6 protein-coding genes and 1 tRNA gene are annotated in these 16824 nt (G+C 45.9%); 4 read left to right on the top strand and 3 right to left on the bottom strand.

Features of this window, described 5'->3' with window-relative positions; all coding sequences use genetic code 11:
- The first annotated feature begins 251 nt into the window (after positions 1 to 251).
- The 4 genes from AC1DXF_RS11240 to AC1DXF_RS11225 all read left to right on the top strand — a co-directional run bounded on the left by AC1DXF_RS11240 (position 252) and on the right by AC1DXF_RS11225 (position 5465).
- A tRNA-Met gene (locus AC1DXF_RS11240) sits at positions 252 to 325 on the top strand.
- Positions 326 to 376: 51 nt separating this feature from the next.
- Positions 377 to 643, top strand: a complete 267-nt coding sequence (locus tag AC1DXF_RS11235) for a GIY-YIG nuclease family protein (protein WP_477448566.1) — start codon at positions 377 to 379, stop codon at positions 641 to 643.
- A gap of 441 nt (positions 644 to 1084) precedes the next feature.
- A complete protein-coding gene (locus tag AC1DXF_RS11230) occupies positions 1085 to 2704 on the top strand; it encodes a two-component regulator propeller domain-containing protein (protein WP_477448564.1) in 1620 nt (539 codons plus the stop codon).
- A 517-nt stretch (positions 2705 to 3221) separates the two neighbouring features.
- Entirely contained in the window at positions 3222 to 5465 is a 2244-nt protein-coding gene (locus tag AC1DXF_RS11225; RefSeq protein ID WP_477448562.1) for a beta-glucosidase, read from the top strand.
- A gap of 658 nt (positions 5466 to 6123) precedes the next feature.
- Here AC1DXF_RS11225 and AC1DXF_RS11220 read toward each other — a convergent pair.
- The 3 genes from AC1DXF_RS11220 to AC1DXF_RS11210 form a co-directional block, all read right to left on the bottom strand.
- Positions 6124 to 7137 carry a hypothetical protein gene (locus AC1DXF_RS11220; RefSeq protein ID WP_477448560.1) on the bottom strand — a complete coding sequence of 338 codons (1014 nt, stop codon included), beginning with the start codon at positions 7135 to 7137 and terminating at the stop codon, positions 6124 to 6126.
- 143 nt (positions 7138 to 7280) lie between these two features.
- Positions 7281 to 16028, bottom strand: coding sequence for an RHS repeat-associated core domain-containing protein (locus AC1DXF_RS11215; protein WP_477448558.1), 8748 nt, complete (start codon positions 16026 to 16028; stop codon positions 7281 to 7283).
- Position 16029: 1 nt separating this feature from the next.
- Positions 16030 to 16821 (bottom strand): hypothetical protein, encoded by a 792-nt coding sequence (locus tag AC1DXF_RS11210; RefSeq protein ID WP_477448556.1) that lies wholly within the window; start codon positions 16819 to 16821, stop codon positions 16030 to 16032.
- Positions 16822 to 16824 lie beyond the last annotated feature (3 nt).

The following is a 16824-nucleotide window of genomic DNA, read 5'->3' as shown; positions in this document are numbered from 1 at the left end:
CCCAACATAAAATTAAACACCGCTAAGAAGTAGTGGTCGCCGGTATCATCCAAAACAAATAACCTCCTGATTGCAAGATAAGTAACCTTCCAATCAGGAACAAAATTGAAAAAGATTATAAAATAAAGGCGGCAATACTTACCTTTGCGCTCCACGCACCGAAAGGCGCAACCGTTAACAGGTTTGGGCACTGAAAAGAACGATTGCGGTTTAAAGTCGTAATAGCTGATTATCAGTATAAAAATTAACCCGGCGGGGTAGCTCAGATGGTTAGAGCGTAGGATTCATAACCCTAAGGTCGGCAGTTCGATCCTGCTCCCCGCTACATTGGCAGAAGGCCCCTTGAAAAAAGGGGCTTTTCTTGTATATTGTCATTATGTTCACCGTATACGTTTTATACTCCCAAACTTTCAACCAGATTTATGTTGGTTATACTTCAAATCTGGAAAACCGGTTTCTTTCGCATAATAAATTGGCCACAAAGGGGCATACGATCAAATACCGCCCCTGGGTGATAGCATATACTGAAGACTTTCCGACAAAATCGGGAGCTATGACACGAGAAAAGCAACTCAAATCATCAAACGGAAGGCAGTTTATTCGGAATATTATTATCAAAAAATTTGATGACTCAGATGGTTAGAGCGTAGGATTTATATCCGTTAATTAACGGACGGCAGTTCGATCCTGCTCCCCGCTACTTGAAACAAGGCAGCTACTGTAAGAAGTAGCTGCCTTTGTTTTTTCTGTTAAAACAATGTTTAAACAATTGAGAGTTTAAACCTTCTATGGGTAACCAGCCCAACACTGCACCGCGCAGTATTTCTATACATAAATTATAGAGAAAAGCAATTAAAATAAGCAAATGGCAGAAAATTCATTTGGGATATTATCAAAACAAATTTTCTGGTTCAGATGATTAGAGACTAGCGTTTCCGGGAGGAGAGGTTTAGGCTATCACGCATAATGTCAAGATTTTATTTACAAAGTTTACATTTTTATTTACAATCCAAATTCGTCGCGCCGAAAAGCATCAAAGTAGATTCGCTGAATCAATTCTAACAGGATCAATAAATAAAAAATCATGAAATACATATGCGTATATGCTTTGTTCTTAATGTTTGTTTTTCTCACTTCCTGTGGACAAAACCAAACAAACGTACCAAAAGATAATATCAAGTCCGAAATTAAAGACATAGGGCCCAACATAATGGCTCGTAGTATAAAAAAAGGCAGAAATGGCACCATTTTGATTGCCGGCCCGAACAACTCATCATTTGGTGATGTTTTTCGATACGATGGAAAATCTTTTACTAATCTTACAAGTAAAATAGGTTCGCACCGATTTTGGGATGTCCTGGAAGATCGACGAGGAAATATTTGGTTCACTTCTACTGATTCAGGCGTTTATTATTACAACGGGAAATCCATTCAACATTTCACTACCACGGAGGGACTTGCCAATAATCGGGTTATGTCTGTTTATGAAGATAAAGCCGGCATTATTTGGTTCGGCACCGGGGATGGAATAAGCCGTTACGATGGGAAATCTTTTCTAAATTTTAAAAATCCGAACCCCTCGCGTGTTTATAAAGGAGGAAATTGGAATAATGATATTACTACAATCATTGAAGATAAAACCGGGAAATTATGGGTTGGCACAAGGGGCGACGCCTTTGTTTATGACGGAAAAACATTTACCCCGTTAATCCATAAAGGCAAAACTTTTACAAACGTTTGGAGTATAATCGAAGATAGAAAAGGCAATATTTGGCTTGGTGACGTAACCCATGGCCTTTGGCGCTATGACGGCAATACCTTTACTAACGTATCGGAGAGAGGTACTTTTGCTATAATCGAAGATAAACAAGGAAACATCTGGACTACTGGTCCAGTAAATTCTGCCCATGTGGCGGTCTGGGCACTTTCCCGTTATGATGCAAAGTCCTTGTATAGTAATAAGCCCACTGTAACCGAAACTATGTCAGGAGATGCTTTTTTGGGGCTTCTGGAAGCTAACGATGGAAATATTTGGTTTGGATCTGCGACCGGGGTGTATCGTTATGATGGAAAGACCATCACGGACTTTTATAATAAAGAGGGTCAGAAAAAATACATCATAGATACGAAGCAAAGTGTTATAATATGGAAAGGTTCTATGCTACTTGGTGCATGGGAAGGTACTAAGTCAGTTAGTGATGATTCCGGTACAGGGGACGTAGATATATTAAAAGGAGAATTGTTGATCGAAAACCGTCATCTGGTGGGCGGTGCGGTTGAAGTCGACATGAATACAATTGAACAAAAATTTGATGATCAACGTCCACACAATAAATTACCTGCATTTTTTGATGTCAAAAAATTCCCTGTTTCTACATTCGCAATTACGAAGGTTGAAACAGTGAATGATGGAAAAGTTCCAGGGAGGAACGGGAACATGACCATTGAAGGTATCGCGAATATAAAAGTTACAGGGAACCTAACCATTGAAGGTATCACGAAGGCAGTTACTTTTCCGGCCATAATGTATTTTAAGGACGGAATGGACGGAACCGTTGTGGTGAATGGCACGCTGATCATTGACCGAACAGATTGGGGTATCGATTATGCATCAGAAAAGCTCTTTGATAAATCTGGTGATGCAACTATTTCGGACGACGTTAAACTCTTTATGAAAATCGTAGCAAAAAAACATAGCAGATAATTTGAGATTCAGGGTCTGTAATTAATTCTAAATCATTTAAAAAGTTCGACACATCGCCGGTTCCGCTACTTTTCAGAAAAAAAGCCTTGAAGTTCGAATTTCTCTATTGAGAATCAGCAGCTTACAAGGCTTTTTCGTTTTCTTATAGTTAAGTATTCAATCCCCCTCCGGCTACCCAAGCAGTTCAAAGCCAAATAACTCGCTATAAACCAGAAAATTACAGGATAATTTTTTTTAGCTATTATATGCAATTATAATTCAAAAAAACAAGCATACCCCATTTAGGAACATTTCACTTTCTCCATCCTATTCAAGCCTTGCCCAACTGAAGCAAGGCTACTCCACAGATTTCCGGTTTCTTACAGGCCGCCGCCTACGACTTTTTTAGATAAACAAACAATCCGGACTTCTACTAAATATTACACCGGAAAAGAACGCATTCAAAACAAATTACCTTAATAAGTCGATTCTTTTTCCTATTATAGCATATTTAAATTATTGGCCTAAACCCAAAATCATGAAATTCCGGTATACTTTTTTCCTGGCATTCACAATACTGCTAACCCATTACAAAAATGCGAAAGCACAGCAGCAAAACATAAATCAAATTGTACGGGCAATGTCCCTGGAAGAAAAAGCCGCATTAGTTGTAGGCGCACATACCATGCCGGGTAACGATGGGCTCCTTAAAAAAGAAGACAGGGTTCCGGGTGCGGCCGGGCATACCTATCCGCTAACCCGTTTACACATCCCACCTATCTATTTTGCCGATGGCTCATCGGGCCTGGTGATAGGCCAAAAACGCCAAACTGATACCGCTGCTAATTATTATACCACCAAATTCCCCACAGGTACGCTACTGGCATCATCATGGGATACAGGCTTATTACGCCAGGTTGGCAACGCCATAGGCAACGAAGCTAAACAATACGGCGTCGACGTATTGCTTGCCCCGGCCATCAATATTCATCGTAACCCGCTTGGCGGGCGCAACTATGAATATTATTCCGAAGATCCGCTGCTCACCGGTAAGCTGGCGTCGGCCATGATCCGGGGCATCCAGCAAAACCAGGTTGGCGCTACCATTAAACATTTTGCAGGCAATAACCAGGAGACAGACCGGCATAACATCAATTCCGTTATCAGTCAACGGGCGCTGCGCGAGATTTACCTTAAAGGGTTCGAAATTGCCATTAGGGAATCTCGTCCCTGGCTGGTGATGTCGTCCTATAATAAATTGAATGGCACCTATGCCGCCGAAAACAAAGACCTGCTGGAGTCCGTTTTGCGGAAAGACTGGAATTTCGGCGGCTTTGTCATCAGCGACTGGTTTGGCGGCAAGGACGATATACAAAAGCTGGCGGCCGGTAATGACCTCATTATGCCGGGCAACCCCCAGCAGCCACAGGCTATTATCGATGCGGTAAAAACAGGCAAACTGTCCATGGCGCAACTCGACCGGAATGTTTCGCGCATCCTGAAGGTTATTTTAAATACCGGCTCTTTTAAAAAAACACCCCGTGGGCATACTCCCGACCTTGCAGCCCACGCCAGGCTTGCCCGCACAGCAGCGGCCGAAGGGATGGTGCTTTTAAAGAACCAACAGCAAACACTCCCGATAAAAAAAGGACAAAAGGTGGCCTTGTTTGGCAGCTATGGCTATGCTGCCAGCTTTATCCGCGGGTCCGATCAAAAATATCAGCAGAATATTGCCGGCGCGCTGGCAAACGCAGGATTCGTTTGCACCGCTACCTTAAAGAGTTTTTATGAACAATTTATAAGCGAAAGAAAGGCAGCTGCATACCAGCGAAACGGAGATATGGGATCAAGCGAACCGATGATGAGCAAGGAAATGATAGATGCCCAGGGCCAAGAGGCCGACATGGCCATAATTACCATCTCGCGCAATAATAAAATGGGGCAGGACAAGAATGTGGACACAGATTTTAACCTTACTGCTGCCGAAAAAGAACTAATCAAAAACATTTCGGAAAAGTTCCGGTTTTATGGCAAGAAAGTGGTGGTTATCCTGAATGTGGGCGGCGTTGTAGAAACGGCCAGCTGGCGCGACCAGGCCGACGGGATCCTGCTGGCCTGGCAGCCCGGCCTTGAAGGTGGCAACGCCATTGCCGACGTGCTTGCGGGTAACGTTAATCCTTCGGGGAAGCTGACTGCCAGTTTCCCGGTGAAGTACAGCGATGTTCCCTCCGCCGGCGATTTCGGGAGCTACAACAACGCCGTATACCACGAAGGAATTTATGTTGGTTACCGGTACTATACCACATTCAACGTAGCCACGGCCTATCCTTTTGGTTTCGGTTTATCTTATACCCATTTCAATTATGATCATTTAAAAGTTTATCCACCTGTTGCAGGCGGCCCGGTGAAACTCAGCTTCCGGATCACCAACACAGGGCCGGTTGCCGGGAAGGAAGTAGCCGAAATCTATGTCTCTGCGCCAAAATCGGCCATTGATAAACCCAAACAAGAACTGAAAGCTTTTGCCAAAACCAAACTGTTAAAACCAGGCGAATCGCAACTGATAACATTAACCATCAATACCATCGACCTGGCCTCTTTCCAAACCGGCATTTCGGCCTGGGTGGCAGACAAGGGGACCTACACTATCATGGCCGGCGCCAGTTCAACCGATATCAAGCTGAAAGGTACTTTTGTTTTGAAACAACAACTCACCAAAAAGGTTAGCGATGTTTTAAAAACCGATGATGTGAGCGATGAATTGAAACAAAATAATTTTTAATTGCCAGGTTCAGGTTAGGAGACAAGGCGGCTAATAAAACTGCTTATTATGGCGTTGCCTGCGGCCAGGCTTTCCCCTCATACTACACAGGCATTAGCCGCGAGGCCGGTATCCGGTACAATCCTTAACGCGAAGCTTCGTTATTTCAGAAAACCGGCCAAAGGATTATATAATTACCCCCGCTGCCAAAAGTGTTCCATATGGTACAGTATTACTTTGACAGTTTTTTCTTAAAACAGCCTCAACTATTTATCTATCAATTCATTAAAAAAAAGGTGTACGACACAACTTGTCGTACACCCTCATTTATGGAACATTATGGTACACTTTTAAACTAACCCATCACCCGCTGCCGCAAGCCTCCTGGCTTGTGTGCCCACATGCTAAGTATACGCCATGCCTTTAGGACAATTCACAATGTTTGTTGTTAACCTTATGCTCTTGTATTACTCTTTTCCCCCCGTTAAAAATACAAACTCCCGGATGAAACGAACATCCGGGAGTTGCATATTTATTACTTTGCATGGCGTTTACCTATCAGCGGGCCACAAGGCTGCAGCCTCGGCAGCGACAATGCTTGCGGTAGCTGGGGGGCGGTATTGGAAGATTCTGCGAACAGATCGAATTTGAGCAACAAATTTAATGCTTATTAGAAAGATCACCAGTATAATTTATCATCATATGTCCTTATGTAACTATCATTGGAGTGCCAGTCAGAGATAGCTTCAAAAGTGTACTTGTCATCATAGTCGGTTTTAAGCTTTTGATTAAACTTTAACTTGGCTGTCTTAACGTCATAGATTCGAAATTGTCGCTGATCAGCAATAATAATATTATTTTTTATAACCGTGATCTTCGCGATTCCGTTATAGAATATCGTATAATTATAGATTTTACTAAAATGATTTAAATCAACAACCGTGAAAACGATTGGTTGGTTTTTAAGATTGGTTTCAAATGGATTTATCCCTGGTAAGGAAACTGAAATAAGAAAATTTCCTTGATTATACATTTTGACGATCTTATTTTTTAACCTCAGCTCGCGAAAAAAACTTCCATTTTTTTTATTTAAGGCTATTAATTTATTTTCTCCGGCGATCCAAAAAACAGAATCGACATTAAATATGTTGATTGCATCTACATCGGCCCTGTATTTCACAAAGCCTTTCCAAACAATCTTATTACTACTATTTAGTGCCAGAAACGTGTGTTCATTTTTTGTAGAAACTATACCGGAAACCAAATTGATATCATTTTTAACCGGGCGGGATATTGTATTTACCCCTCTACTTATAGTAATCCCTTCATTTTTTATTACTATACCCTGGCTACGATTTTTTAAAACCGTTATACCATAAAGGTTGCCCAGAAAAAAAAACTGGCTTGTATTATTCACTAATTGTGTTGATGGAAACACATCGTTCACTTTTAAATCTAGGCTATCAAGCTTAGACGAACCGATGGTAAATGAATACAATTTGTCGGGCTTTGACATAGATGTATACCATAATTTATTTTCAAAAAGTTCGTACATAATGTCAGATTGGAAAAATCCATTATTAGGACATTTAAAAATCTGTGAAACTCTGGTATTTAAGTCGATAAATATACTTTCATAATTCTTATTTCGATCAAAAGCCCTTATTACAACTTTTTTATCTGATATCTTCATATCCCAAATTTTATAATTTGAACCTGTAGCTAACTTTAAATCAAGGCAGTTAGTAAAATATGACTTACAATCGGTAGTAGTTTTTACACAACTGACAATGGAAATCGATAAAATAACAATTGTGGATTTTAATCCTTTTGACCTCATTTTTTCATTGATGATTGATAATAATTATTGATGGCGTTGTGAGCCTTATTTATATCTGCGGACTGATCTTTCGTAAGTTTTATCCCACTCTGATTTTGATGCGTTACAGGCCATAGCATAAATAGGGGTATATTTATGCGCATATTTTGACCAAATTGAGAATTTTTATCCGTTAAGTCAACGTTAAATTTGGAAAAATCAGGAAAAAAATGATTAGCAAGATTCCCTAAGGGCCATACCTTTGACGATGTGGCGTTTAATAACGATAGCGCAGATGTTCCCTCCCATTGTGAATAAACATTCAATGCTACAGGTCCCTGTTCAGTTTCGATAAATTGCTTGTCCCATTTGTACCAGGACATATAACTTTTATTTTTATCGCCAGCGTGTTCAAATAATACACCCTTAAACCTGGTTACTGCATAATTCGCGATACCCTGGTTCAGTGCTTTCAAAAGTGCTCCGGTACCTGTTGGATCAATGCTTGCAAAAGAGCCGTTATCGTAATTTTTGGCAAGATCATCTACTAAATATGATGCCCCGAGTGCCCATCGGCTTTTAAAGCCTTTTGCATCCATATTTCCTTGGATCCAGTTGTAATAATCCCGTACTATTCCAAAACTATAAGCTAATTCAACAACTTTACCTCGATCATCCCCGTAGATTTGAAGGAAGTAAGATTTAAATCTTCCTTGCCAGCCGTTTTTTGTGATATTTGTCATGGCGGCTTCCCAAACGCCATTGTGGGCAAGGCGATCAGCGGTTAACCAGGCTCCATCGGTTCCATCCATTGTTTTCATTGCCGCCGAACCTTTATCTTTTGAATAAGCTTCATAGCTGGAATATTCTTCTGCTCCATCTAGATCTATACTATTGATGGGCTTATTTCCAGCAAATTGATAAGGTGTATACCATGGGTAGGATTTTGTCAGCGGGTCTTCGCTAAAGAACCTTCCCACCCTCGGATCATAAATCCTCATCCCATAGTCCTGTTGGTTACCCGTACCCTTACCCACATCATCATCGTTCTCCTTACCATTAAACCCGTACCTGTAGGCACTATGGTTCAGGTACACATACGTCCGGTCACCCGGCTGCGGCGCGCCAAAGGAATAGTAGTCCTGTTGGGTAACAACATCGGGCAGGTAATAAGGTGTGCTGCCCGTTTGCAATCGCTTGTCGGAGATAGTAGCCATTACGTTCCCCAGGTGGTTCGTCAGCTCGTAGTACTTCTGGCCCATAACGTTATAGGCCAGGTCGGTACTTGTATTAGTTCCCGCCGTCAGGCTCAGGTTTGGTGACCATGTGCCCAGCCGGTTTGATCCGTACAACTGTTGCTCCTTTAACGTTGTAACACCGCTTGCCACATCATAAATGGCCAGCGGGTTGCCCTGCGCATCGCGTATGTAATACGTGGTTTTTGCTACTACACCATTATTGGAAATCTGCTTCATCACCCTATTTCCTGCAGCATCGTACTGGTAAGCCGTTACCGTGGCGTCGTTAGTAACCTGCTGTAGCTTGCCGTAAACTGTCCAGGCATAGGTCAGGCTGCCGTCTTTAACTATATTACCTATAGCATCATAACCGTAGTTACCGCTCGCCTGGTCTTTCAGGTCGGTGGTGTAAGTGCCCGTTGCGGCGTCATCAATATAGCCCAGCTTGTTGTTAAGCAGGCGCCCGTTCGCATCTTTACTATACTGGTAAGCCAGGTTGTCCATCGCCCCGGATGGGCTGCCCGATGCCGCTCCGTTCCGCATCGCGGTCGTAATGTTCCCGTTCCCGTCATAGGTAAAGTCTTCCGAGTAATCGGCCGTCAGGGTACTGTTGTTCCAGGCGGTGCTGATATCAGGATGGTTCCGCATCTTTTTCAGCCGGTTCAACTGGTCGTACCTATAGGTATATCCTACCGATTTTTTGGTTGCCTTGCTCAGCGATACCGTCATGTTGCTGATATTACCGTTAAACAGGTCGCTACCTGTAGGGTCGGATGGCGTCGATGCGTATTGGGTATTGAACGCCGTGTAGTTGTTGCTGCCGCCTGAGGGCTTATAGTCGCCGGTGTAATAGCCCAGCGAATACGAATAAGCATCCCGGGCTATCGTCGGGTTGCCGGCAAAGCCATCCTGCCCCATATCCGTGGTGGATGGTGCCGACGGGTTGTCGGTGGTGCTTTGGTTATTCACCCCCTTCAGCCAGCCCTGCAGCGTATAGGCGTAATCTACGCCTTGTACCTTGCCAATGTCCCCCAGTTCCATCCGCGCCAGCGGGCCGTGCAGGTAATATTTGTATTTGGCATCCATCTTTTCATTGCCCGGCAACAGGCTGCTCCCCAAAACCGGGTTAATAATGGCCGTTGTGCCGCTCCAGGCCTCGGTTAGCCTGTTCTCCGCATCGTACTTGTATTGGTAGTAAAAATGATCCTTTTGCCCAGCCTTCGACTGGTAGCGCACAAAGTTCACTTTACCGCTCACCAGGTCATACTCATAGTCTATCTGTTTAGTTTCAAATACCGTTCCGTTGACCTGCTGCCACAGCGTTTTTACGTTTCCATCGATATCATAGCTGTAATACGTAGCCTGCGGCGCGGCATCACCCTGGTCAACCCGGAACGAGCTCACCGCCACCCTTTTGCGCAGGTTGGTTTGCCCATCAGCCTGGGCGACAATACCGTTTACACCCGTTGGGAAAATATCATAATAAGTACTGGTGATCTGGTGGTTGGTACCGCCGTTATTAAAGTTGCTGATGGTAGTGCCATCCAGGTAGCCAGGGGCGGCCTGGATGGCCGCGGCGCCGTCCTTCTGGCCAACTTCCGATATGCGGCCCAGCACGTCATATTTGGTATAGCTGTAGTCGGCGATGCTTAGCTGTTTATCATCTTGCGATATGTTCAGCCTGCTTAGCATATCGTACCAGAACCGCTTGGTGCCCCCATCGGGCGAGTTTTGCTGAACTACCTGGTTGGTGGCATTATAGGTATAGCTGGTTATCAGCATATGCTTGTTATAAATACCAAAAAAGGTGGTTTCATTGGTGGTTCCGGGGCCTGCCGTGGTGAGGCTGCCGGCGCCGGGTACGTTAAAACGGTACCAGCCGCCTTCGGGGGTATCTGCCATTACAAAATGCGTATTGGCTGCGTTGGCGGCAATAGTTGCTGCCGATAGCTGGTGGTAGTACAGGCGCAGGTGCTTAAGCGTAGTAATTACATCAGGGAAGATTACGCTGCTGGCGGTCGCCTTTACCTCAAAACCTTCATCAGCCGCGGGGCTGGCGCCGGAGGTTACAGTTACCGCCGTGCCATTGATATATAGCTGCGGCGTGGAAGTACCGCTACCCAGCAACGGCCCCTGGATTACCACATGTGTAAACGGGTTAAGCGGCAGCCGCGAGCTGATATCGGCCCGGTAATGCCGCGAGTTGGGGTTGAAAGCGATGCTGGATGCAGTGTTTTGCGTAAGCGGGTAAACATCAATATTGGCCCTGCCTCCCCAAATGCCAAACTGAAACAGCCACTTTCTATCGGGCGTTACCTCAACTATGTGGTAATTGGTGCTGCCATTGCTGTTGTACAGCCACATTTCTATAGCCCCCTGCGCCGCAAACAGTGTAGTTGATAATGAATTGAGCGCCTGGGTTTGATCTGCATTGGCTGTTGGGCCGGTATAAGTATAATCAACCTTATCATTATCACGTGCCTTTTGTACCTGGCTAATCTGCGCGGCGGTGAGCAGGGTAACGCCTTCCGGCGGTACCGTCCGGATCAGGTTATCTGCCTGGTCATAATAATACAGCGTATAATGCAAGTTCTGCTTGTCCGTTGTAAAGTTCACATTAGCCTGCGCTGCCGAGCAGGTAGCGATATAATTGGCCCGGAAAAGTTCTTTTTGTGTATTGATATAAGTTGCATATTGCGTTTTAGCATTAGAAACATATACCACCAACTGTGTCTGCACATTATCATATGGGTCGCCAGCTACTGCTTTAAACGGCGGGTTGTTGCAAAGTGTGCCGCTCTTAAAGCCGTCGTAGGCCGAATAGCCCAGCGCAAACCCATACCGCTGGTTCATGTAATTGGTGAGGATAGCCTGGTAGTAGGGATAACTGGGGTCGTTAGTATTGTTACCCACCGGTACGGTAACAAAGTTCGTTGTAGACATTAACGCGGCACGATCTGCATTGAACGTGGCGTAAGACACACAGCCAAGCGCATTGGGTTGGAAAAAGACAGGCAGTACCAGGTTTTGCGGCAGGATGTAGTTACAAGGTACGTCTGCGGCTTTCAGCATATCAAGTTCGGTAGATGATAATGTCATGGCAGCACCGTAGGTATTTACCAGGTACTGGTAAAAGGTTAAACTGCCCCTGGCGGCGTAAGCATTATCAACAAGCGTTTTGATTTCCAGGCTGCTCCTGTCAATCACCATGCTGGCCGATTGTACGGGGATATTATAGGCCGGTGGTCCTTCCAGTAGCCAGGGGTTTAGGTCATAATAAAACTTGGTAAGGCCTAATTTGGCTTTCATCACAGTTCCGAAGTCCTCGGTTGTTGGCGATGTCTTATTTGTGCTTGCGCCGAATGGATGAGTGGCATCACCATTGTCTGAACAAAGTTTCACCAGCGCGGCCCGCAAAGCTGTAGTGTAACCGCTATAGCCATGGGCAGCCAGACCGGGGGCCAGCAGTGTCATCCAGCGGTAGGCATTACCTTCGCAACTATTCTGTACCTGCTGGGCTATTAGCGCCGCATTCTGGGTTTCCACGTCCGTCCGGGCTGTTATTGGATTATAGGTTATGGTATGCGGCGGATCGTCAAAACGCGAGATCTTGTTCTGGTAAGCTTCCGGGCAGCCGTCATTGGCAGGCAGCGGCAATGAACAGGCCGTTGCCGAACCTACAATGCGCACATATGAATCGCCCGTTGTAGACGAGACCTTCGCCGTGCCGGTATAACTGTTCGGATCAATCGTCATCTGGAAATAATGGTAAACATCGCCCTCAACGGCGGTGTCTCCATCCTTCAGCAGAATGGTAGCCACCATCCCGTTCCGGGTACATACCGGGATATTGGGTTTTAGCGTTACCCGGTAAGTAGCCAGCGATGGGAATAACGGGTCTTCAAACGTTTGCGTCACCGTAAAATCAGCCGAATCGTATATCGGACCCGAAAAATTGGCAGATAAGGCCGGGTACTGGACCACATCATTGGAGGGCGCCCGGCTAACCGGGGAATACGCTGCCGGGGCCGTACCAGTACAATTTACCGCCTTGATACTTACGCTGCTTAAAGGTACCGTAAGCGGCAGGCAAAAGAACTTCTTTGATGTATTGGCCGCAAAATAAATGCTGGTTGGTAAATCGGCTGTGTTGGTGCCCGCCGCATAATATAGGTAAACATAGGTACCCGATGCTACTTTGCCCGGGATATAACTGACCGTGATACGCTGCTGGCTGGCTGAACACGCCGTATTCTGCCCGCTGTCGGCCTCAGTGGTCAGCCGCAACGAGAAGTCGCTCACATTAGCGCAGCTGCCGCCGGCAGCTGCCACATACGGCACGCCGATATTGCAGTTGCTTAGGCAGGTTGTACTATTACGCGCCTGCACGTAATACTTTTTCTTTAGTTCAAGATACAATGTCTTATACGTTGCCCAGTCGCGGTTCACCGCGCAGGTATTGGTGGTCCAGTTGTTCCAGCAGTTATTGGTGGCGGTGCCCCCCGCGCAGGTACCTGTAATATATAAACTGTAGTTAACAAACTGCGACAGCCCTTTTACAGCAACTGAAGCATCGTTGTTGGGGTTATTAAGCACCCGCTTGCTGTACTGGTTCAGGTCATCAAGCATAGCCTGCCGCATCCCGCTCAGTGAATAGCCAAGGCCGCCCGACCTAAAAAACGGATCGGCCGCTATCAGCCACGAACCATTGCTGTAATCATAACTCAGGCCCGATGCGTTGGGTACTTTTGTGCTGATCTTAGCCGCATCATCTGCAACCTGCCGCACCTGTTCATCCCATACAAACGAATTTTCGTTATTAACGCAAAACGTATACTTGCAAAGCTCCGGGTGGAAACCAAAAAAATAGGCCGACCATATCGGGTTCCAGTACCTGGCCACGTCGCTTAGCTGCGCATTGGCATCATTGGCCGAACTGATACTCCCATCAGCCTTTACAAAACGGTTAATCAGGTAGGTAACGTCCGAATGATTGGTGATTACCGGAAAAATCTTTCGCCAGTTTTGGTAAATCACGTTGATCTCGGGCTCCAGGGGGTTAAAATCCTTGTCAAACATCGCGTACTGTCCGTTTGGCGATACGTCCTGCATCATCTGTAACTTCAGGTCGTTACATGGTGTAAACGTGCAGGTTAGCGCATTTACCATGATGCTATCAGCCTTATATTTAGCTATGATCCAATTATTATAAGCAGTCTTATCGTCGGCCTGGTAATTGTCTGTATTCACATTCAAGGCCAGCAGCCTGGCCTTCATCATTGCCGTGAAATCTGCCCGCGAACCCAGGATAGCAACTGCCGTTTTGCAATCGCCGAGGGCGCTGCTGAAATCAATTTTATCCAGCATCGGCTGCAGGTACGTCCATTCTGTATTCAAGCTGTGCCGGGCCTGCGCCGTGGTCAAAAAGTTGGTCAGGTAGTTCTCGATATCTCCCCGGTCAAGGGCAAATTCTACAATGATATTGTATTCGCCTACATTGGCAAAGGATACAGGCTCGGCAATGGATGTAAAAGTGCCCTGCGCGCAGGTTTGTGCATCTGCAGCTTTTGCGCCCACATCCGCAGTTATTGTTTTAAAAGGTATCGCGTCGCAGGCGTTTACAAACTTAATCGTTGCTTTGTAATAACAGCTGCTGCAAATTGCCGGCGAGCTTTGGGCATAAGTATAGATCAGTTTCTGAATATCATAAACAAACGTTACAGTTTCGGGTGCCGGAACCAGGTAGGTTGTGGTTGCCGATAGCTTCAGCGAACTGTTATCGAACTTAAACTGGTCCGGGCTCAGTACTTTGATCGTTTGCGATTTGGGCGGAGTTGCCGATGGCAGTTGGTCCAGGTTGGCCGGTGTTTCACCTGCAAGCGCTGTGGCCACCGTTTTACCGCTTGCGTTCACATAGCTCAGCGATACCTGGTTATTCGGGTCGATCACCATATTTTTCATATAGTGGCTTGCATAGCCCGCATCGTTACCGAATAACTGGTCAAGCTCCCATTGTTCGGGAACACCGTAATAATACCGGGTGGTTTTGCTCGGGCTGTTCTGTCCCGGCTGGAACATCTTGCCCACGCCACCCTGTAGCTTAATCCGGCCCGTATTGTCGGGTGTATACTGCGTTACCGAAAATGGATAGTTCTCCGCATCCGGGATGTATTTTGACAGCAGGCGTGAAGGCCAGTTATTGCTAACAGAATAATACTTGGATGCCCCTGCAGTATTGGCTATAGGGTCCGGGTTCGGCTCACATACAGCAGAACTGCCCGTGCCAAGTACGTTTTTATAATCATACGGAATAATATTGGTTGATGTACTGGCTGTAGTTACATTCAGAAATTTAAAGTAATGCAAATATGGCGTATTGTTACTACCGTCAAATGTCGGCGCGGGAAGCACACTGGCCGTAGCCCGGCCAAACATGTCATAGATGTTTTCCTGCACCACCGGAACATTATCCGAATTATTTACAGTAACCGTTTGCCTGTTCCGGAGCGAGCCGTCAAAATAACTGATCACTTCTTTCTTTTTGGCTTCCTCGGCAAAGGATGCCGAGAACTGCCAGTTCATGCCCTGTTCATGCCAGAGGGTACCTATTGCCCAGGCCATTGGTTTAGTAACACCCGCTGTAGTAAATACATACGTCCAGGCGCCGGGCACACGGATCCCCAGGCTATTGTATTGCACGCCACGGATCCTGGCTACCAGGTAATCATCATTATACGCCAACGTAATTTTGTAATCTTGTAGAGAGGTCGTAACCCGTGTTGCACTGTTTCTGAACAGCTTATAAGCCTGCCCTATATTATACCCGTTTGCAGGATCGGTAACCAGCGAGCCGGCAATCCCCGCATTCGCATCTCCGGCGTCAACCACCGTCCATTCCAGGTCATACTCCTGCGCCCCCGGCATATAAGACCAGTGAACCGTAAGACTGTGCGCCGCTGTCGAAGAGGTTGGTGTAAAATCATCCAGTACCGCACTGGTTACAGGGATTACGCCATTTACCGCAAATGGTACCGTATGTTCTTCTGATATGCTCATCACCAAACTTACCCCACCTGTAGGGGGCAACAGGTCTCCCACATTCTCCACCGCATATGACTTAAATGTAAACGTGGCCCGTACCGCGTTACTGAACGTGAAATTATCCGTTCCTTTATAGGTGACACCCTGATCTTTGCGGTAATTGACCGATAATAACTGGTTTGTCAGTGTGGTCTTGGCCCCGTAAACATCGTACATGTCAATATCAAAAATTACCTTGTAGCTGAAATCAGCGCTCAGGGCTACATTGTCTGTAACCTGTAGCGTTACCGCACCCGCTAAACCGTTAAACACCCAGCCCGTATAAGGAGCCCCGGTAAGCGTCAAATCTACCGGGGCCGGAACAGCACCGCTTACCGGAGTCGCTATCGGAATAGGATGGACTACTACAGCTCCCTTTACGCAATAACCACAGATTGTTATCGCCACCATCAACGATAACCGCCTCAAAAATGCCAGCCTTCTCATATTAACGCACCGTATTTGTTAATGAATAATCTTTATACTCAGCTCTCAGCGCTATTATTCCCCCTGAAAGAGTGATGATGCTGGTATAGTCCGGGTATTTTCGCAGTTCTGGTTTCCCGGTCCAACCGGATATCTGCATATCAACCAGTTTATCTTTGCTGCTGTTGAGCGGATCATGAATATCCGAAAGGCGTGCATGAACAAACCTCACCTGCTCGCTACGGGTATCGTAAGTAAGCGTATACTCCTTGCAGGTCACATGTTTGCTATTCTTCAGGGATATCGTTCCCTCTGCCCCGTTGACCACCGATGAAAGCTCGTAGTTTTCGGCGGCAAGGTCGGGAAGCGTGGAAGGGCCTGGCATAGCATCGGCAGAAACGGGTTTCTGCCGGCTCACCCAGATACTCCTCTGTTCATGCTGAATATAGATATTATATCCGCCGCGGTTGATCATTTCCATGCTGCCGTAGCGGTAGTAACAATCATCCCCCGATTTGCAAAAAACAACCCGGGCGTTATGCACATTATTTACAGAATCTGCCCCATCGGTTATATTAACAACACCTTCATAGGCGCAAGGCTTCAGCATATCCATAGAATGGGCCAGCCGGTTTAGCCTGGCCAGCAGCACACGGTCATACGTTTTTACCACTACTTTCTTTTGCGGTTCCTGCCCGTTAAAATGCATTGCCGGTCTGAATGCTGAGACCAGGCCTTTGGAGACGACCGCCGCCGTCATCAGGGACAGCGCAACAAAAATTATTCTGGAAGCAGGGATTACAGATCGTTTCATAAT

The sequence above is a fragment of the Mucilaginibacter sp. P2_A5 genome (assembly GCF_056404995.1).
Note: the sequence above shows the minus strand (reverse complement) of the source record. Positions and strands in the feature narration are given on the sequence as shown.